This window comes from Candidatus Krumholzibacteriia bacterium, assembly GCA_035268685.1.
Taxonomy (GTDB): domain Bacteria; phylum Krumholzibacteriota; class Krumholzibacteriia; order JAJRXK01; family JAJRXK01; genus JAJRXK01.
The window spans coordinates 1-19,165 of record DATFKK010000066.1 but is presented as its reverse complement, the minus strand read 5'-3'; the positions used below and the strand labels follow the sequence as shown (position 1 = coordinate 19,165).

At 69.6% G+C, this 19,165-nt stretch carries 17 protein-coding genes and 1 pseudogene; 16 read left to right on the top strand and 2 right to left on the bottom strand.

Annotation, left to right across the window (positions count from 1 at the left end; genetic code table 11):
- Position 1: 1 nt before the first annotated feature.
- Entirely contained in the window at positions 2 to 1,648 is a 1,647-nt protein-coding gene (locus tag VKA86_06605; GenBank protein ID HKK70868.1) for a tetratricopeptide repeat protein, read from the top strand.
- A 54-nt stretch (positions 1,649 to 1,702) separates the two neighbouring features.
- On the opposite strand, the gene VKA86_06600 is transcribed toward VKA86_06605, so the two are convergent.
- Positions 1,703 to 2,098, bottom strand: coding sequence for a response regulator (locus VKA86_06600; GenBank protein ID HKK70867.1), 396 nt, complete (start codon positions 2,096 to 2,098; stop codon positions 1,703 to 1,705).
- 63 nt (positions 2,099 to 2,161) lie between these two features.
- Between VKA86_06600 and VKA86_06595 the strand changes: the two genes are divergently transcribed.
- From VKA86_06595 to VKA86_06570, 6 genes are all read left to right on the top strand, one after another.
- Positions 2,162 to 3,613 (top strand): tetratricopeptide repeat protein, encoded by a 1,452-nt coding sequence (locus VKA86_06595; GenBank protein HKK70866.1) that lies wholly within the window; start codon positions 2,162 to 2,164, stop codon positions 3,611 to 3,613.
- A 23-nt stretch (positions 3,614 to 3,636) separates the two neighbouring features.
- Entirely contained in the window at positions 3,637 to 5,727 is a 2,091-nt protein-coding gene (gene recG / locus VKA86_06590; protein HKK70865.1) for an ATP-dependent DNA helicase RecG, read from the top strand.
- 130 nt (positions 5,728 to 5,857) lie between these two features.
- Positions 5,858 to 6,193 (top strand): hypothetical protein, encoded by a 336-nt coding sequence (locus tag VKA86_06585; GenBank protein ID HKK70864.1) that lies wholly within the window; start codon positions 5,858 to 5,860, stop codon positions 6,191 to 6,193.
- Complete coding sequence (locus VKA86_06580; protein HKK70863.1) at positions 6,186 to 7,082, top strand: HDOD domain-containing protein; 897 nt, start codon at positions 6,186 to 6,188, stop codon at positions 7,080 to 7,082. The genes VKA86_06585 and VKA86_06580 overlap by 8 nt, the downstream gene beginning before the upstream one ends.
- A 159-nt stretch (positions 7,083 to 7,241) precedes the next feature.
- On the top strand, positions 7,242 to 7,928 hold the full coding sequence (locus tag VKA86_06575) for a zinc-ribbon domain-containing protein (protein ID HKK70862.1): 687 nt from the start codon (positions 7,242 to 7,244) through the stop codon (positions 7,926 to 7,928).
- A gap of 28 nt (positions 7,929 to 7,956) precedes the next feature.
- Complete coding sequence (locus VKA86_06570) at positions 7,957 to 8,799, top strand: ATP-binding protein (protein HKK70861.1); 843 nt, start codon at positions 7,957 to 7,959, stop codon at positions 8,797 to 8,799.
- A 15-nt stretch (positions 8,800 to 8,814) separates the two neighbouring features.
- Here VKA86_06570 and VKA86_06565 read toward each other — a convergent pair whose 3' ends face one another.
- A complete protein-coding gene (locus VKA86_06565) occupies positions 8,815 to 9,306 on the bottom strand; it encodes a hypothetical protein (protein ID HKK70860.1) in 492 nt (163 codons plus the stop codon).
- Between the two features lie 356 nt (positions 9,307 to 9,662).
- Between VKA86_06565 and VKA86_06560 the strand changes: the two are divergent.
- From VKA86_06560 to VKA86_06520, 9 genes and pseudogenes are all read left to right on the top strand, one after another.
- A pseudogene (locus tag VKA86_06560) lies at positions 9,663 to 10,223 on the top strand (ADP-ribosylation factor-like protein).
- Positions 10,224 to 11,435: 1,212 nt separating this feature from the next.
- Positions 11,436 to 12,290 (top strand): tetratricopeptide repeat protein, encoded by an 855-nt coding sequence (locus VKA86_06555; protein ID HKK70859.1) that lies wholly within the window; start codon positions 11,436 to 11,438, stop codon positions 12,288 to 12,290.
- A gap of 75 nt (positions 12,291 to 12,365) precedes the next feature.
- On the top strand, positions 12,366 to 13,163 hold the full coding sequence (trpA, locus tag VKA86_06550; protein HKK70858.1) for a tryptophan synthase subunit alpha: 798 nt from the start codon (positions 12,366 to 12,368) through the stop codon (positions 13,161 to 13,163).
- Complete coding sequence (locus VKA86_06545) at positions 13,160 to 13,966, top strand: undecaprenyl-diphosphate phosphatase (protein ID HKK70857.1); 807 nt, start codon at positions 13,160 to 13,162, stop codon at positions 13,964 to 13,966. Before trpA ends, VKA86_06545 begins: the two co-directional genes overlap by 4 nt.
- A gap of 99 nt (positions 13,967 to 14,065) precedes the next feature.
- Positions 14,066 to 14,818, top strand: a complete 753-nt coding sequence (locus VKA86_06540; protein HKK70856.1) for a hypothetical protein — start codon at positions 14,066 to 14,068, stop codon at positions 14,816 to 14,818.
- Positions 14,815 to 15,783, top strand: a complete 969-nt coding sequence (locus tag VKA86_06535; GenBank protein HKK70855.1) for a hypothetical protein — start codon at positions 14,815 to 14,817, stop codon at positions 15,781 to 15,783. Before VKA86_06540 ends, VKA86_06535 begins: the two co-directional genes overlap by 4 nt.
- 18 nt (positions 15,784 to 15,801) lie before the next feature.
- Positions 15,802 to 16,509: a hypothetical protein gene (locus tag VKA86_06530; GenBank protein ID HKK70854.1), complete on the top strand. Its 708-nt coding sequence runs from the start codon at positions 15,802 to 15,804 to the stop codon at positions 16,507 to 16,509.
- 61 nt (positions 16,510 to 16,570) lie between these two features.
- Complete coding sequence (locus VKA86_06525; protein ID HKK70853.1) at positions 16,571 to 17,545, top strand: hypothetical protein; 975 nt, start codon at positions 16,571 to 16,573, stop codon at positions 17,543 to 17,545.
- Positions 17,542 to 19,165, top strand: a 1,624-nt coding sequence (locus VKA86_06520) for a M1 family aminopeptidase (protein HKK70852.1), incomplete at its 3' end; no start/stop codon positions are given. The genes VKA86_06525 and VKA86_06520, both read left to right, overlap by 4 nt.

Below are 19,165 nucleotides of genomic sequence, written 5' to 3'. Positions count from 1 at the left end.
CATGCTTCGGCGGCTCTTCGGCAGCCGGGCGCGGGATCGGTACGGAGTGGGCATCGATCACTTCAATGCCGGGCGACTGGTGGAGGCCATCCGTTGCTTCGACGAGGCCGTCGTCGGCGGAGACGACGCCGATCCCGACGTCACGCTCGCGCGCTTCTACCGCGGTGAGGCGCACGCGCGCCTCGGACGGACGTGCCTGGAGGAAGGCAAACCGGGCCGCGCGCTCGAGCACGTCGACGCCGCCCTGCGCGACCATCCCGCGTATCCCGACCTCCACCTGCAGCGCAGCGTGGCGTTGCTCGAACTCGAGGACGACGTAGCGGCCGCGGAAGCCGCCCGGCGTGCGTTGGAGATCAACGACGGCCTGGTCGACGCGGCGCTCGTGCGGGTCATCGCACTCGGGCGTCGAGGGCAGGCGGCCATGGCTCGCGAGCTGGCCAGCGACTGGCGGGAGCGGGCCAGCCAGCAGGGAAGTCCCCTGACCGGTCTCTTCGACGAACCCGATACGGCCCTGGAAGGTCTGCGCGCGCATCGGGCGCGCCAGGTCGAGCGGCGCCAACGGGTCGAGCGGGCCGAGTCGCTCCTCCACGAGGGCCTCTGGGCCCAGGCGCAGGAACTGCTGGAGCCCCTTCTGGAGCAGACCCCGCACTACCCGGACCTCCGGCTGCGCATGGCCGCCTGCATGGCGGCGCAGGGGGACTCGGACGGGGCCGGTGCCCACCTCGATGCCGCTCTGGAGCGCAACCCGGACTTCGCGGACGCGAGGGTGCTCGCCGGGATCGTGGATCTGCGTCGATCGCAGGTGCGGCGCGCCGCCGAGCACTTCTCCCGGGCCCACGACCTGGGACACGCGCCATCGCCCGCTCGCTACGGAGCCGCGCTCTGCGAGCTCCGCGCGGGGGAGCTCGTCGAGGCCCGGCGCCGTCTCGAGACGGTGTGGGAATCCGAGCGGCCCGGGGTCGAGGCCAGCTTCCTCCGCGCCGCACTCACCGCGCTCACCGGCGACGGGCTCGCGGCCACGCGCCAGTACGGCGAGCTGGTCGCGATCACGGACGCCGTGCCGCTGCTCCTCGACGCCGCCGCCTGGGGCCTGGCGTCGGGACACCCCGACCTCGCCCGCCGTGCCCTCGAGGCCTGTCCGTCCGGCGGTTCCTCGCCGGGGCCGGCACTGGCCAGGGCGCGGCTCCTCCGGACGCAGGGCGATCCCGCCCGTGCCGTCGACGTGCTCGAAGCCGCGACCGCGGACCATCCGCGGCATCCCGGGGTCCTCTGGGAGCTCGCACGGGCACACGCCGAGCGGGGCGACCACGAGGTCGCTCTACGCCGTCTGGCCAACATCGAGGCCATGGGGAGTCACGTGCCGGGGTCGGCGGCACTGACCGGTCGGCTGCTCCGGAGCCGGGGAGACACGCGCGCCGCCGTGGAGGCACTCGAGGCCGGAGCGACGGCCGAAACCACCGCGGAGACGGCTCTCGAGCTGCTCTTCTCCCACCGCCAGCTCGGCGATTCCGCCGCCGCCGATGCACTCTGGGACCGTTGGGCGCCGTTGACGGAGCTCCATCTGCAGTGGAGGTTGCAGGATCCCCGGCGCTGGCTGGGCCCGATTCCGGTGTGGCCCTCGTGGGCGGACGGACCGGCCGACGCGTAGCCCGGCGGGAACGTCCGGTGCCGTCAGGTGTTGGATCCAGGCGATCGAGCTCGGTCAGGCCTTCTCGGCCGGAGCGAGCAGACGACCGATCTCTTCGCGCAGCTGGTCCAACGTGTACGGCTTGGTCATGAAGCCGTTGGCCATGTGCGAGACGCTCTTGCGCCGATGGTGATCGTCGTGGCTGGCCGTCAGGATCAGCACGGGGATCTCGGTCAGTGAGTCCAGGCTCTTGATGCGTTTCAGGACCTGGAAACCGTCGAGCTCGGGCATCATGAGGTCGAGCAGGATCAGGTCGGGAGCGGCGTTCTTCGCTCGATCGAAGCCGACGCGTCCGTTCTCGGCCTCGACGGTGGCGTAGCCGATCTTGGCCAGCTGCAGGCAGAGGATACGCCGGAGGTCGGGGTCGTCCTCCACGACGAGTACGAGGGGACGATCGTGCACGGTGTCCATGGGCGACTCCCGGTTCGCGCGAATGCGAGTGCGATGACGACGAACTTCAACGAGTTTCGCAAGATGCATACCGTCGTACGATCGACGGTCCTGGTCCTCCTGCTGCTGCCGGCTCTCGGCGTGGCCCAGTCTCCGGACATGGTGCTCGATCGGGACCGTCCGTGGGCGAGCGAGGCGGATCAGCTGCTGCGTGAGGGGCGGATCGAGGCGGCGCGCGAAGCGTACCGCGAGCTCTCCGCCCAGCACGGTGACGACTGGGGTCTGTGGCTGAGGATCGCGTGGGTCGAGTTGCAGTCGGGCAATGCCGACGCGGCGCTCGATGCGTCGGAGCGCTCCGTGGAACTCGCCGACGATGCGCTCGATCCCTTCTTCATGCGGGCCCAGATCCGCGCCGCGCTGGGGGATGCCGACGGTGCGATGGAGAGCTTGCGCGAATCCCTGGAGCGCTCGCCGGAGGACGCCGAGGTGCTCCGCACCATGGCCACCATGGCTCTCGACCTGGGTCGCTGGGCCGAGGCGGTGGGTCTGCTGCGCGAGTTGATCCGCATCGAGCCCGACCGGCCCGACTACCGGGTCGACGTGGGCCGCGTGTTGCTGAGCCGCGGGCAGTTCGACGAGGCGCTGCGGTCGTTCCGGGATGCCGAGTCGAGGGGGGCCGACGCCTCGATGTGCCAGGCACTGATCGGAAAGGCCCACCTGGGGGCCGGGCGGCAGGACGACGCGGTGCAGGCCTTCCGTGCATCGAACGCCGTGGAAGCCAACGCCGATGCCTGGGGAGGGTTGGCGACGATCCATTCCCTCCGCGGCGAGCGCGCCAAATCGATCCAGGCCTTCCGCCGCGCGATCGAGTTCGCCCCCGACGACCCCGACCTGCACTACAACCTGGGCAACGTCCTGGCGCAGAGCGAGCGGCTGGAAGAGGCCGAGGAGGCCTACCGAAGGGCCCTCGACCTCGACCCCGAGTCGGCGCTCGCGCACACCAACCTGGCCGTCCTGCTGTTGAACCGGTTCGCCGTGACCGAGGCCGAGCAGCATCTTCGTCTGGCCGTCCAGCTCGATCGGCGCCAGGCCTCGCCGCATCTCCACCTGGGGCGGATCGCGGGAGCGCGCTATGCCTTCGAGGATGCCATCCGGCACTACTCGGCCTACCGCGCGCGGGTCCGGGATCCCCAGGAGAAGCAGCGGATCGCCGAGGTGATCGAGTCCCTGCGCACGCGCGCGGAACGTTCGGAGGCCGCTCGTGCCGCCGGTAAGGTCCATCTCCTGCAACTCATGGTCGGCACCGAGGAGCGCGCGCGCGAGCTGATCGTCCGCCTGCGTCGCGGCGAGGACTTCTACGTTCTCGCGCACCAGGAGTCCGAGATCGCCGAGACCGCAGGGGTCGACGTCGGCTTCATCGAGGTCGGGTCGATCCAGGAGGCCTTCCGCGAGCCCGTGCGGAAGCTGTCGGTCGGAGAGTTCACGGAGCCGATCGCCACCGATCGGGGCTACCACGTCTTCATGCGCGTCGAGTAGTCTGCCGGCCGGAGGAGGCAGGCGTGAACCGTCCCGCACCGGCGCTGACCGCCGAGACCGACGTCCAGTACCTGAAGGGGGTCGGCCCCAACCGCGCACGTCTGTTGCGGCGTCTCGGGATCGAGACCGCGCTCGATCTCGTGCACCACTATCCGAGCGACTACCGCCACCGCGGTGTCGAGAAGCCGCTGGCGGAGGTTCGCGAGCACGAACGCGTGGTGACCCGGGGGCGGTTGCTCGACGTGCAGAACCGCCGCACGCGGCGTGGGCGTTCGATGGTCGTGGCCGTCGTGGGAGACGGGTCGGCTCGCCTGCGCCTGACCTGGTTCAACGCCCCTTACATGGCCGATCGGCTGCGCATCGGGCGCGAACTGGTGGTGGCGGGCGAGATCACGGCGTGGGGCGGACGCCTGCAGATGGTCAACCCCGAGACCGAATCGCCGCAGGAGGACCGTCTCGACGGCGACCTGACCGACCCGAGGCCGCAGGCGCGCTATCCTCTGACCGCGGGGCTCCGGCAGGGTACCGTACGCAAGTTGGTCCGGGCTGCCCTCGAAGGCCTGCTGCCCGACGTTCGTGACCCATTGCCACCGGGGTGGCGCGACGAACTCGGCCTGCTCGAACGCGCCCGTGCCCTGGCGCAGCTGCATCTGCCCGACTCGATCGACGACGTGGAGCCCGCCCGTCTGCGCCTTGCCTTCGACGAGGCCTTCGCCCTGCAACTGGCCGTGGGGATCCGCCGTGGACGGCTGCTGCGGCGGCGGGCGGCCGTGGTCCTCGACGAGCACACCGGACTCTCGACTCGCTACGTGAAGGATCTGGGCTTCGACCTGACGGGTGCCCAGCGCCGTGTCCTGGCCGCGATCGCGCGTGACCTGCGCTCGGACACCGCGATGCATCGCCTGCTGCAGGGCGACGTCGGGAGCGGCAAGACGGTGGTCGCGGTGGTCGCGATGCTGTTCGCCGTCGAAGCCGGCGGGCAGGCCGCGTTCATGGCACCGACCGAGGTCCTCGCGCGGCAGCACGGAAAGCGTCAGATCCCGCTGCTCGAGGCGATCGGGGTCCGCGCCGAGGTGTTGACCGGCAGCACGCCGGCATCCGAGCGGCGCCGGATCCAGCAGGGACTCGCCGACGGAAGCATCCAGTGCGTCTTCGGAACGCACGCGCTGATCCAGGACGATGTCGGTTTCGCTCGTCTGGGCTTGGCCATCGTCGACGAACAGCACCGCTTCGGAGTCCTCCAGCGCGCGGCCCTGGCCCAGGCCGGGGCGCACGTGCTGGTCATGTCGGCCACGCCGATCCCGCGCAGCCTCGCGCTCACGGTGTACGGAGACCTCGACCTCTCGGTGATCGACGAGATCCCGCCGGGCCGCACTCCAGTGGAGTCGGAGGTCGTCGACGTCCGCGGGCTCGACCGCGTCTATGCCGACGTGAGGGACCGCGCTGCGCGGGGGGAGCAGAGCTTCCTCGTGTTCCCGCTCGTCGAGGAGAGCGAGGCGCTGGGCATGACCAGTGCCGAGCAGGCGTTCGAGGAACTCGCCGCAGGGCCTCTGGCGGGAGTCCGTCTCGGAATCCTGCACGGTCGCATGAAGCCCGACGAGAAGGAGCACGTGGCCGATCTGTTCGCACGCCGCGAGCTCGACGCCCTGGTGGCGACCACGGTGATCGAGGTGGGGATCGACGTCCCGCAGGCCAGCCTGATGGTGATCCACCATGCCGAGCGCTTCGGGCTCGCCCAGTTGCACCAGCTACGTGGCCGGGTAGGGCGGGGCCGGGCGCGGAGCCGGTGCGTGCTGGTCCCCAGTGTCGACGCCGGTCCGCAGGGCAGTCAGCGTCTCGAGCGGCTCGCGGCCAGCCGCAACGGTTTCGAGGTGAGCGAGCTCGACCTGGGCGAGCGGGGTATGGGCGATCTGCACGGGATCCGGCAGCACGGCGACGTGCTCTTCCGACTCCTGAATCCCCTGCGTGACTCCGCGCTCGTGGAGCGCGCGCGCGAACTCGCCGACCGCGTTCTCGACGACGATCCCGAGCTCACCGCGCCCCGACACCGCGATCTGGCCTCGTGGTTGCAGGAGATGGGCAATCGCAACCCGGTGTGGAGCGCCGCCGGCTGAACCGTTCCGTGGTGCCGTGTCGGCGCGGGGAATTCCCTCAAGGGGAGGCTCCGGCAGGCCGAAGCCCCGGCACGAGATCACGTGCCGCCGGAATCCATGAGCGGTACGCGGACCCGGCAGGAGATTCGACATGGCGAAGAAGATTCCCACCGGCCGAGCCAGGGTCGGCGACGTCCTCGCGGAACCCGTGGTACACGGCGAGGGGCAAATGCTGCTGGTCGCCGGCACGGAACTGGGCGAGCAGCACCTCGAGATGCTGCGCCAGCGGGGTGTACTGCTCGTGACCGTGGTGGACGAGGACGGTCCGCCCACGACGCCGACCCCGGGAACGCTCGATCCCGACGAGCTGAAGCGGATCGTGCTCGAGGAGGGCCGGTGGTTCGGCGAGGCCCGCAAGGACCCGATCCTGTCAGAGGTCTTCCGCTGGGTCGTGTCGAGCCGGACTGGGGGGGCGGCCGATGCGTGATCAGGTCGACAAGATCGTCAAGCGGATCCACGACCTCCCGACCCTGCCGCTGGTCTACAAGCGTGTCAGCGACCTGCTGCGCAATCCGTACACCTCGGCCTCCGACGTCGCCGCGGTCGTGAGCGAGGATCAGGTGATCACCACCAAGCTCCTGCGTCTGGTCAACTCGGCGCACTACGGCTTCCCCGAGAAGGTCGAGACCATCAACCGCGCCGTGAGTCTGGTGGGCATGCAGGCCGTGAAGGACCTGGTGCTCGCGACCACCGTCATGGACCTGTTCCACGACCACCAGCTCGAGAACTGGACCACCGCCGAGTTCTGGCGGCACAGTCTGGGTACCGCCGTCACCACGAGTGCCCTGGCGAAGACCCTGGGCTACGGGGACGAGGCCGAGGAGTACTTCGTGGCAGGTCTGATCCACGACATCGGCAAGATCGTGTGGATGGAGCACTTCCACGTGGAGCTGTACGAGGTGCTGTCGCTCGCCCACGAGAAGCGGATCACCATGTTCGAGGCCGAGCAGAAGGTCATGAACTTCACCCACGCGCGGGCGGGTCGCATGCTCGCCAAGCGCTGGGGACTGCCGGAGCGCCTGGTCGAGACCATCGCGTGGCACCACGATCCGCGCCTGGCCGACAAGCACCCCCGCTACGCCGCGACGGTCCACATCGCCGACGCCGTGGCGAACGGAATGCACCTCGGCAGCAGCGGGAACGGTTGTGTGCCCGCGCTCCGACCCGAGGCGATCGAGATGACGGGGATCGGGCCGCACCACCTGCCCGACGCCCTGGCGGCGGTCCACGCCGAGTACAAGGACGCCCTCGTCATGCTCAGCTTTTGGGACGAGGACGAGAAGAACGAGGTCGCCGACGATCTGGCCAACGTGTGAACCCGGTCGATCCGGGGCTCGTGGCGTGAAGCTTGCACCCCTCGGGGAGGAATCGGAAACTCCGGGTGCGGTCGCGTCACCAGCCCGGAGTCCGGACGGCCATCGTCCCTCGCTCGAGCGGAACCATCGACGTCGAGATCCCTGGAGGCAGCGCGCGCCATGATCGTTCAGTGCCCGGATTGCAGCACCCGCTATCAGCTCGACCCCGAACGCGTGCCGCGCGCGCGGATCCGTGTCCGTTGCCAGAAGTGCCGGTACGTCTTTCCCATCGACGGCACGCTCGCCCCGATGCCGGACGTCGACGTCGCACCGAGCGTCGCCGCGACGCCGCCACCGGCACCGCAGCCGCAGCCGTCACCGGAACCCGCGCCCGCGCCGGTCGCCGAGCCGGCCATGGAGTCGGGGGCTTCCGGGTCCGCCGATCCGAATTCCCTGGACCTCGAGATCGAGCGGCCGTCTCCCGCGGTGACCCCGGTGGGCCCGCGACCCGAGTCCGAGGCCGAGGACGCGAGCGTGGCCGTGGCCGAGCCCCCGCGGGCCGAGACGACACCCGAGGCTCCGAAGGCCGAGCCGGAGTCTCCGGCGAAGAACACGGCCGAGGAGGATCCGGCGCGCAAGAAGGCCCGCCGTCTGGCGCGTGCTCTCGTGTCGGACATCCTCGTCTACAATCGCGATGTCCGTGACAAGGCGCTGGCCGAGGGAAACCTGGTCCCGGCGCTCGGCGTCGAGATCAAGAAATCGTGGGAACTCTACAAGGAGCGCGTCACGCCCGAGGTCGCCAACAGCAACAACGACTTCCGTGAAGCGCTGAACGAGATCCTGGCCGACGGCCAGAAGATCTTCTGACCCTGTCTCCCGGCTGTGTTCGATGTCCGTGACTCCTCTTGCGCATCACCTGGACCTCCTGGTCCTCGACCGCACGGCGGCGGCGGCCGTTCTCGCCCTGCCGGGTGCGGTGGACTGGACCGTGCGCGAGTGGGAGTCCCTCGAGGCCTTCGTCGACTTCGTCGAGAGCACCGAGTGCGACCAGTCGTTCCGGTTGGCCGTCGCGGCCCACGACGCCTCGGTCCTCGACGTGCAACGTCTACGTGCGCTCCAGCTCTCCCCGCGCCGGATCGACGTGTTCCTGGCGATCACTGCGATCGAACCGCAGCGTCACCGGGAACTCCTGCAGCAGGGGATCGGACGCGTCGAGAGTCTTCCACTGGCCCCGCATCGCCTCGAGGTCATGTTCCACGACCGCTGTCACCTGGCCGCGCTCTTCCCCGGCGAGGTCCGCGGCTTGCGTCGCGAGACGGTCGAGTTCGAGGTCCCGGCGACCACCTCGGCGATCCCCGGCGTGGTGCGTTCGGTCTGCGAACGCGCCGACGCCATGGGTCATCCCAACGACTTCGTGCGGTCGCAGCTTCCGTTGGTGGTCGACGAGGCACTGACCAACGCGATGAAGCACGGCAACGGTTGGGACGCTTCGACCGCCGTCGAATTCCGCGCCGCCCTGACGCCGACGGCCATCGAACTCGAGGTTCGCGATCGAGGGCGAGGCTTCGATCGTTCCGACGTGCGTGATCCGCTGCACGCGGACAACCGCAGCCGTGAAGGTGGCCGCGGTCTGTTCCTGATGGAGTCGATCATGGATTCCGTGCAGTACCACGACGGTGGGCGGACGATCGTCCTGCAGAAGGACCTGGTGCCGTCGGCGCCCCTCCGCGTGGACTGACCCGCGGCGCGCCGGTCAGTTCGGATCCGTCGGGTCCCCGTCGTTCTCGGGATCGCCGTTCTCGTCGGGCCACCGACGGGTGGCGATGTCGTCGAGGATGCTGTCGATGTGGCCGCGGATCCGGGCGTTCTGATCGGGCTCGAAGAGTGCCTTCTTCACTCGCCCGTACTTGTCCTTCTTCACGTAGCGCAGCGACTGCAGGGATCCCATCGGGACGAGGATGTCCTTGCAGACCTTGACCTCGATCTCCTTGCCGTCGAGGTCCTGGGCCGGGTTCCCGTCGGGATGCATTCCCAGGCCCCAGCCGTGGACCACCATCGAACAGACGAGGGCGCGGAAGGTGTTCCGACCCTGGGACGTCTCCAGGTCCATCGACCCCTCGACCTTGTCGATCACCCCGTCGATCACGTGCGTGAGCCGCTTCACCTGTGCCGGACTGACCCGGATGTTCAGGAGTCGGCTGAACATCTCCGTGAGGATCCGGTCGGTGTTCGTCGTCGTTGTCATCCATTCCTCCCAGGCGGCGCGCTCGACCCGTCCCGGTCGGGAATCCGGGCTCTCGGGGCGGCCGATACACCGGGCGGGTCTGCAAGGGAGGTGCCGCTCGACACGCGCGGGGGCGGAAGCGCGGAGAAGGGCGCCTGGTGCCCGATCGGGGCCGGTCGATCCAGGGTGTCCGCACGGAACGGGGCCCGGACCGGGGCACATCGCGCACGGGCTGCGCGGTTCCCCGCCACTCGTCCGCCGAGCCCCGGCGGGCGCGCGGTTCGGCAACGCCCCGTGGCACGACGCTTGCCAGTCCTTCCGGCGCTACCCGTGCGTTCCCGAGGGCGTTCCGATTCCTCCGATCCGGATCGAGCGACATGGTCGTCTACAATTACAGCGGCAAGGAAATCAACGCGAAGATCGTCTACTACGGCCCCGCGCTCAGCGGGAAGACCACGAACCTCGAGTGGATCTACTCGAAGATCCCCGTGGAGTACTCCGGCAAGATGGTGTCGCTGCGCACCCAGGCCGACCGCACGATCTTCTTCGACTTCCTTCCTCTCGACCTGGGGATGATCGACGGATTCCGCACGCGGTTCATGCTCTACACCGTTCCGGGACAGGTGCACTACAACGCCACACGGAAGATGGTGCTGAAGGGTGTGGACGGTCTGGTCTTCGTGGCCGACTCCGAACCGGGACGCATGCAGGACAACCTCGAGAGCCTGCAGAACCTGCGGGACAACCTGCAGGAGTTGGGGATGAATCCCGACTCCTTGCCGCTGGTCATGCAGTGGAACAAACGGGACCTGCCGAACTGCATGTCGGTGGCCGACCTCGAGACACGGCTCAACCCACGGGGCCTGCCGAGTTTCGAAGCCTGTGCCCTGACCGGCGAAGGCGTCTACGAGACCCTGCACAAGGGTTCCCGGTTGATCTACACGAAGCTCACGGGGACGCAGGCGGGCGCCGGTGAGGACGAGAACGTCTCGCTCTTCGGCGATTCGATCGCCCTGTGCCTGCAGGACGTCGACAAGCCCGAACCCGAACCGGAGTCGGTGGCCATCGGTGCCGATGCCGGTTCGATGCGGAGCGCGGCACCCTCCGATCCGCTCGGCGCGATCCTCGGACTGGACCCCGGCTCCGGCGCCCCGTCGTCCTCGGCCGCGACACCGGGCGATCCCGTGCCGTCGGCCACTGCGCACGAAGACGCATCCGCTCCCGAACCCGCGCGCCCCGAACCGTCCGGGCCACAGCGGACGGTCGACGAGAGCGGTCCCGGAAACGACCCGGAATCCTCGGGTTCGGTGGACCCTTCCGTCCTCGATTCGGAGAATCTCGGAGGACTCGTCGACGAGGTGCTCAGCTCTCTGGACGAACGGGACGACCTGGCGACCATCGACGCCGCGTCGAGCCGATCCGTCGACCCGGTGCCCGACGACGGCCCCGACCGCGCGCCCGAGCCGGTGCCCGACCCGTCGCCCGAACCGTCATCCGAGCCGGTACCCGAACCGTCGCCCGAGGAGCGGCGACCACTGGCCGAACGCCTGGATCGATTCTTCGAGGGGATCGGGGCCTCGGGCGCGGTTTCGCCCGTCACGGACGAGGAAGGCGCGACCGCGGCCGACGACGGGTCGTCGCCCGGGGCAGCGGAGCTCCCGCCGGACCGTGAGGCCGGGTCGCCCGACCGCGAGGGATTCGCGGTCGAGCACGACGTCGACGTCTTCGCCGAACTCAAGACCGTCGAGGGGTCCGGCGCCTTCGAGCCGACGACCGGAGGTCCCGTCGCGCCGGTGGCGGAGGACGACCCCGAGACCGTTCCCACGCCCGACGACGCGGACGCGGACGGACCCGAGGAAGCGTCCGACGACGACCTCGAGTTGATCACCGATCCCAGGCGCCTGCCGACCACTGGCTCGGCACCGGTGAGTGGTTCGGTGGCGACATTGGGCCGGTCCGGGGTGCTGGAGATCCCCGTGACCATCGACGCCGACATGCTCGACGACGACACGCCCCTGCGAATCGTGTTGAACGTCCAGGTCCGGCGCTGAGTCGGGGCGCGGAGCGTCGTTGACAGCGGGGCGGCGCACTCCTAGCCTGCGGCCCGGTGCCCCACACCCCGCGAGCGCGTCCCGAGAGGTCGCTTCCCGATGACACGACCCGAGCGCCGTGCGGTCGACGGAGACATGTCCTCCGAGGCCGAACTCGCCGCGTCCGCCCGATCCCTGGAGAAGGCCGGCCGCCTGGACGAGGCCGCCGACCTGCTCGAGCCCCGGATCGAGACCCCGACTGCGTCGCCCGAGATCCTGTACCGGCTCGGTTGCGTCCGCGTGCGTCAGCAACGGCTGGCCGACGCCGAGACCCTGCTGCGAAGGGCGATCGCCACGCGTCAGGAGGACGCGCGCTTCCACACCAACCTGGGCGTGGTGCTCGACCAGCTCGGTCGCAGCGACGAGGCCGTTCGTTCGTTCCGCCGTGCACTCCAGCTCGCGCCCGACGATGCCGTGGCCCTGCTCAACCTCGGGGCACTGTACGGGGAGATGGGTCGTTACGACGACGCGGGTCGTTGGCTCGTCCGGTGTCTCGAGCTGCATCCCGGTTTCGATCCCGCCTTCAACCTGGCCATCGTGCGCCTTCGGCAGGGGGAGCTGCAGGAAGCCCAGCGTCTGCTCGAGGTCGCCGTGCACTACGATCGCAATTCGCCGCTCGCGCTGTTCTACCTGGGGCGGTGTCGTCAGAAACTCGGTCGCAAGGCCGCGGCCGTCGAGGCACTGACCGAGGCACTACGCATCGAACCCGATCTGGTGCAGGCGCGGTTCACGCTCGGCATGGCGCTGAACGCGCTCGGTCGGCATCGCGATGCGATCGCCGAACTCGAACGCGCCGCAAAGGCCCTTCCCGACGAAGGAAAGGTCCACTATCAACTGGGAATCGCGTACGATGCGATGGCCGACAAGTCACGCGCACGCGAGTGCTACCGTCGCGCGCGCACCTGTGCGAGCTGACCCCGTCCCCGCAGTGAACGAGAGCACTCCTTGACTCCGTCCCCGCACCGCGCCGGAGATGCCGGGTCGCCGTCCGTGCCCGGTGTCCGACGTGCTCTGCTGCGAGCGCGCGAAGAGGGCCGTTGCGCGCTCGTTCCGTATCTCACCATGGGTTACCCGGATCTCGATTCGAGCGTGGCCCTCGTGGAGGCGATGCAGGACCTCGGTGTCGATGCCATCGAGATCGGAGTTCCCTTCAGTGATCCCGTGGCCGACGGCCCCACGATCCAGCGCACCACCGACCACGCCCTGTCGCAGGGTGTGAACCTGAGGCGATGTCTGGAGGCGCTGCGGGCGACGTCATCGCACGAGAACTGTGCGCGTGTGTTGTTCAGCTACCTGAATCCATTGCTCGCCTACGGACTGGGTCCACTGACGGAGTCGCTGCCCGACGCCGGGGTGGGGGCGGTGCTCGTGACCGACCTCGTACCCGAGGAAGCGGGCGAGTGGATCGGATGTGCGGCCGACGGAGGCATCGAGACCTGTTTCCTGGTGGCGCCGACGAGCAGTGAGGCCCGGCTGCGTCTCGTCGCCGAGGCGACCACCGGCTTCGTCTACACCGTGTCGACGCTCGGTGTCACCGGCGTGCGCACCGCGCTCGACGCTGCGGCGCGCGAGACGGTGGGGCGTGTCCGTGCCGTCACCGATGCGCCGGTCGCCGTCGGGTTCGGAATTCGTGGTCCCGAGGACGTGCGTGCCGTTCGCGCCTTCTCCGACGGCGTGGTCATCGGCAGTGCACTCATGAACGCGATCGCCGACGCGACGACGCCCGATGCGGTCGTCGACCGTGCGCGGCGCTTCCTGGAGCCCGTGCTCGAGGCTGCACACCGGTGAGCGAACTGCAGAACCATCTATCCATGTTCGTCCTCGCGGTCGTGCAGGGCGTGACGGAGTTCCTGCCCGTCAGCAGTTCGGGACATCTGGCTCTGGGACAGATGATCCTGCGCGTGGGCGAGGGGAGTCTCGTCGAGGACGTGGTGCTGCACGCAGGGACCCTGGTCGCCGTCCTGGTGTTCTACCGACGCGACCTGGTGGAGCTGGTCCTCGGATTGTGGCGGCAGGGAGCGGTCGACGGGATCGGCTCGCGGCGATACGTCGCCCTGCTCCTGTTGGGCAACGTGCCCGCGGGTGTGATCGGGCTGACGCTGAAGGACCGGATCGAGGTGCTGTTCGACTCGCCCGTGGCCGTCCTGGTCGCGCTGGGCGCCACGGCGGTCATGCTCGCGTTCACGCGGCGTCTGCAGCGTCGGAACGCTCCGGTCGACGCCTGGAGGGCCGTGGCGATCGGATGCGCGCAGGCCCTGGCGATCCTGCCCGGGGCGAGCCGCAGTGGCTGGACGATCGCGATGGCGCTCGCCCTGGGGCTCTCGCCGGTGGCAGCGGCCCGGTTCTCGTTCCTGCTGTCGATTCCGGCCATCGCCGGTGCCACGGTCCTGCAACTGTCCGACGTCGAGAACGTGGCGTCTCCTGCCTCGTCCCTCGCCCTGGGCTTCGTCGTCGCCGCGATCACCGGGTTGTTCAGTCTGCGTTGGCTCGTGGTGCTGGTGCGGCGCATGGAGCTGTATCGATTCGCGTGGTACCTCGCCGCGGTCGTGACCGTCGGGGCGGTCTTCCTGCTCGTCCGCGGCGGGGCCTGAGTCTCCGGCGAGGCATGTGCCTTGCAGACCGGCCGGTGTCGCGAACCGCGGCGCCGCGCCCGGGGCGGCCCGCGACCCCGTCTCCTCGGGAGCCGGACCGTGAGCCGGATCGTCGCCTGTCATCACTGTGGAGCACCCCACCGACCCGTCCGGGGCCAGACCCGCTACACCTGTGAGTGGTGCGGCGGCGAGAACGTCCACGCGTCCACACACCGTGGCCCCGAGGTCCTCGTGATCGACGGACCCTGCGAGCCCCGGGTGGCCCGCGAGCGTGCGTTGGAACTGCTGCGACGGCGCGGGGTCGAAGGAGCGGTGGTGGCCGCGGCACCGGCGCGCTGGACGGCCTGTTGGCAGGTCGTGGGGGAGGACGGCGAGAGCGTCGAGCAGTGCGGCCGGCGCGATGCGTCCCGTCTGGAAATGGCCATGGGCCTTCCCACAGCCGCCTTCCGACCCGTTCTCGACGGCGATGACGTTCCCGATCGACCCGAACTGGAGCTCGACGAGATCCTCGCGTCGGCACGTGCGGGATTCGACGACTCCGACCAATCACTCTCCGCCGTGCGGCTCGTCTGGATTCAGGTCTGCGATCTGCGCGTCCGGACCCGCGACGGTGATGTCGAGGGTCTGTACGTGGGCGGTGCCGACGACGTCGCGCTCGCGCCCTTGCCCGCCGGGGCCGCGTCGCCGCCGGTCGAGCCCGCTCGTGTCGCCGGCTGGGTCGGCTTCGCCATGATCGCGATGGTCACGGGGACGCTCGTCGACGACCCGTGGCTGCGTGCGTTCGTGCTCGGTGGATTGCTGATCGTGGCCACCGCCCTGCCGTGGGGTCTCGATCGGACGGTGGCACGATGACCGGCGCGGTGGCGACCGTTCGTGGGCTCGCATGCCTGCGATGCGGGGGGACGTTGCGGGCGACGGAGGATCCGGAACGGCTGCAGTGCTCGTACTGCGACACGCATCACCTCCATGCCGGACAGGGCGACGACGTCGCGGCCTTCGCGCCCGCCGGCCGGATCGGGCGCCGACGTGCACGACGCGTCCTGGCGGACGCCCTGCGGGAGCGGGGGATCGAGGGCTTCGCCGTCGAGGGTGCGCGCATGGCCTGGCTCCCCTTCTGGCACGTCCGCGCCAAGCTCGTGGGTTGGCAGGTGTACCGGCGACCGATCGAGGCCGTCCCCGGCGAGGCGGCTCCGACCGCCGCGGTCCGGCACCAGGAACGGTTCGAAGAACTGGTGGCCCGTGACGTCGACGTCACGTTGCCGGGGTGCGACGCACGACGATGGGGACTGGTGGGCGTGGCCGATCGGCTCTCGTCGTTGCGCCTGCGCCCGTTGGCCGTGGATCGCGAGGCCGCGCGTGCCACGGTGTGCAGCGTGATCGTCCCTCGAGCCTCCGCGCGCCGGCAGGCCGAGCTCTTGCGAAGCACGGGCGTCGTGCCACGCGGTGCCGTTCGGCTGCGGCAGAGGTTGTCGTTGGCCCGGGTCCGCATGCGCCTGATCTACTACCCGGTGTGGAAGCTGCGCTTCACGGTGGCCGGTCGTCCGGGCGAGGTGGATGTCGACGGTGTCCGTGCCCGGGTCATCCAGGGGGACGCCATCGTGGAGGGGGTGTCCCGCGGCCCGCTCCTCTGGCACGCCACCGCCGCTGCCGCCGGATGGGTCGCCGGCCTGCACCCGGCGCTGGGAGCCCTCGGGCTGGCGGCGTGGTCCGCGGATCGTTTTCGCCGCGAGGTTCCGGGCTCGTGCAGCCCGAGCGCGTGGTTGAGTCGCGAACTCGTGCACCGGCGTCTTCGCCGGGTCGATCTCGGCGGTCTGTGACCGCGACGGGAGAGGATCATGACGCTGATCGCCCTGAACTGCCCCGCCTGTGCCGTTGCTCTCGGCGCCGCCGACGAGCGCTGCCTGTTCGTCTGCGAGGGTTGTGGACGCACCCTCGCCGTGTCCCCGTCCGCCGACGGCCTGGCCGTGGTCCCCCGTCGGACGATCCGACCCACCCGGCGACCAGCGATCACCGAGCCGGTGGTCCTGCTGCCGGTGTGGTCGGTGACCGTGCAGACCGAGGACCTGGGAGGGGTCGGGGAAGCCCTTCCTCGTCGTGTCTTCGTCCCGGCGGTGGGGGTGGCGCGTCTGCCTCTCCTTCTGCAGTTCGCACGGAACCTCACTCGTGCTCCGCTCGAACCCCTGGAGTGGGACGGCGTGGCCGGTGTCCCCGTCGAACCGGCCGAGGTGGCCGCCGAGGACGCCTTCGTGATGGCCGAGACGGTGGTCCTGCGGCACCTCGACCACTGGCCGTCGGACGAACGACTGGTCGACCTGGAGGTTCCTCTGGGTAGCGCCGGGCTGCTCGACTGGCCCTGCGCCCTGCGGGGGAGTGAGCTCGTCGAACTGGTCGGTGGACTCTCGATCCACCGCTCGCTGGTCGAAGCGGTCGGTCTCCGCGACCGGCGCGCCGTGCTGTCGGCTGCACTCGAGCGCGTCGACGACGATCCGGCGACCCGTACGGCCGGCCCGGCGGGGGGAACCGTCCCGGGGGGCGACGTGTAGGAGCCCTGCTGTATACTGCAGGTTCGTTCGCCCTTCTCGACCCCAGACCCTGGACCGGATCATGAGATCTCGACACCCGCTGCTGCGCCCGCGTTCCGCGTGGGCGGTCCTGCTCCTGCTGACCACGGTCACGCTCGTGATCGGCTCCGGCCCGGCCGCGTCCCCCGCCCGGGCGGGGGACCAGACCTTCGTGATCGACTTCTCGCCCACCGACGGCGCGGTGTGGCACAAGTCGACCTACGATCGGCGTCTGCGCGACTACGGCACCATGGCTCCGATCAGCGAGCAGGTCACCGAGATCGAGGCCGTGCAGCGCTACGAATCGCAGCCCGACGGCTCGTGGCACGTCGTCCAGACCGTCGAGTCGGTCGAGATGCGCATGAACGAAGAGCCGATGAACAACCCCATGTTGCCGATCCTGCAGACGCAGCCGATCGAGATCGTCCTGAACTCCGGGGGACAGGCGGTCGATGCACTGGGATTCCGGGAACTCATGCGCCGCTACGAGCGCGAACTCGATCCTCAGCTCCTGCAGCGCGCACGGGAACAGATGTCGGCCCGGAGCATGGCCGAAGGAGAGATCGAGAAGTGGAACGGCGCGCTCGAGGGTCTGCGTGGCCTCGAGCTGACGGTGGGCGAGAAGATCGGTGTGCTCGACGTGGCGGACATGCAGGGGCAACCACTGAAGACCGAGGGTGTCCTCACGGTCGGCGAATGGACCGAACTCGACGGTGAGCCGGGAGTGACGGTGACGTACGAGTTCGACGCCCTCGGAGAGGTGTTCGCCGCGCACGAGGACGAGATCACGCGGACCATCTCGCGCCGGGGCGACGATCCCATCCAGGAGCGGAACCACCAGCTCGACATGCGCGGCAAGATCGTGACCGTGGTGCAGCCCTCGACGGGCCAGCTGCTGTTCCAGTCGGTCGAACAGACCACGCTGGTACCGGTGGCGCAGCCCGAACTCGATCACGCCCGCATCGAGACCGAGATCCGGAACCGGTGGCGTCCCGTGGAGGGGGGCGAGGACTCGTGATCCGGGCATCCTCGTTCCTGGTGTTCTTGTCGGTCGTCGTGGCCTGCGTGCCGGACGGTCACGCCGCGACCGCGCGCGGATGGCCGATCCGCCACCACGATCTCGACGTTCGTCTCGACCCGGTCAGCGCGCGTCTGGAGGTCCGCGATCGCTTCGAACTCGCCGCGGCCGAGGATCGCGAGCATCCGCTGCACTTCGTCCTGCACCGCGATCTCGAGATCACTGGTGCGCGCGTCGACGGACGCGCGGTGAGCGTGCAGTCGCGCGACCGCTGGCGTCCGCGCGACTTCTACCGGCGGCCCGACTACTCCGAACTCGGTGGCTTCGCGATCGTCCGCCAGCACGAAATCGCCGCGCCCGACGGCGGCTGGCCCGACGATCCGGTGACCGTCGAGATCGAGTACGCCGGGGCGGTGTACGACAGCCTGAAGCCCCCCGAGGTGGCCTACGCGCGCGGCTTCGAGACGACGCGCGGCCTGATCGATCCGCGCGGCGCCTTCCTCACCGGCGAGACCTTCTGGATCCCGTGGACGAGCGGCGAGCGCTTCACCTTCCGTCTGCGCACCGAACTCGACGACGGGTGGCACTCCATGAGCCAGGGCACGCGCGTCGAACATCGCAGCGCCGACGGCACGAACGTGACGGTGTGGGAGGAGACCCATCCGCAGGAACTGGTCTACCTGATCGCCGGTCCCTACACGATCCGCGAACGCCGGCACGGTGACGTCGACCTGTACACCTACACCTACGCGGACACCGACGACGAACTCGCGGGGACCTACCTCGAGGGCGCGGATCGGTACCTCGATCTGTACGAGGAGATGTACGGGCCCTATCCCTTCGGCAAGTGGGCCATGGTCGAGAACTGGTGGCAGACCGGCTTCGGGATGCCGTCGTTCACCCTGCTCGGCGACCGCGTGATCCGTCTGCCCTTCATCGTCGACACCAGCTACGGACACGAGATCCTGCACTGCTGGTGGGGCAACGGCGTGTACGTCGACTACGAGACCGGCAACTGGTGCGAGGGTCTGACCGCCTACGGCGCCGACTACCTCTACAAGACCTGGGAGAGCGAGGCCGCCGCGCGCGACCACCGTCGCAACCAGCTGGTGGGATACCTCGATTTCGCCAGCCAGCCCGGGCGCGACTTCGCCCTGAGCGGGTTCCGCGAGCGCAGTGACTTCGGAACGCAGGCGATCGGCTACGGCAAGGCCATGATGGTCTTCCACATGACCAAGCGCCTGCTCGGGGCGGAGGACTTCCGCGAGGGTCTGCGGCGCTTCTACCGCACGCACACCTTCGAGCCCTCGTCGTGGACCGATCTCGAGGAGAGCTTCGAGGAGATCAGCGGCCGCGACCTGACGGCGTGGTTCGAGCAGTGGGTGCGGCGCGTGGGGGCACCCTCGCTGCGCGTCGGCCGGCCCGAACCGCGCGACGAGGGATGGACGGTGACGATCGAGCAGGAGGGTGATCCCTATCTGCTCGAGATCCCCGTGCGGATCGAGACGACCGAAGGTGTGATCGACCGCGTGATCTCCACCGCGGAGCGGCGCCACGAGCTGGCGGTGCCCGCCGACGCCACCGCGGTCGCCGTCGATCCCGACTGGCACCTGTTCCGCG

Coding starts and splice junctions, on each gene's coding strand:
- VKA86_06595 (HKK70866.1), top strand. CDS start 2,162: ATGCATACCGTCGTACGATCGACGGTCCTGGTCCTCCTGCTGCTGCCG.
- VKA86_06580 (HKK70863.1), top strand. CDS start 6,186: ATGCGTGATCAGGTCGACAAGATCGTCAAGCGGATCCACGACCTCCCG.
- VKA86_06585 (HKK70864.1), top strand. CDS start 5,858: ATGGCGAAGAAGATTCCCACCGGCCGAGCCAGGGTCGGCGACGTCCTC.
- VKA86_06605 (HKK70868.1), top strand. CDS start 2: ATGCTTCGGCGGCTCTTCGGCAGCCGGGCGCGGGATCGGTACGGAGTG.
- VKA86_06565 (HKK70860.1), bottom strand. CDS start 9,306: ATGACAACGACGACGAACACCGACCGGATCCTCACGGAGATGTTCAGC.
- VKA86_06525 (HKK70853.1), top strand. CDS start 16,571: ATGAGATCTCGACACCCGCTGCTGCGCCCGCGTTCCGCGTGGGCGGTC.
- VKA86_06600 (HKK70867.1), bottom strand. CDS start 2,098: ATGGACACCGTGCACGATCGTCCCCTCGTACTCGTCGTGGAGGACGAC.
- VKA86_06555 (HKK70859.1), top strand. CDS start 11,436: ATGACACGACCCGAGCGCCGTGCGGTCGACGGAGACATGTCCTCCGAG.
- VKA86_06530 (HKK70854.1), top strand. CDS start 15,802: ATGACGCTGATCGCCCTGAACTGCCCCGCCTGTGCCGTTGCTCTCGGC.
- VKA86_06575 (HKK70862.1), top strand. CDS start 7,242: ATGATCGTTCAGTGCCCGGATTGCAGCACCCGCTATCAGCTCGACCCC.
- VKA86_06535 (HKK70855.1), top strand. CDS start 14,815: ATGACCGGCGCGGTGGCGACCGTTCGTGGGCTCGCATGCCTGCGATGC.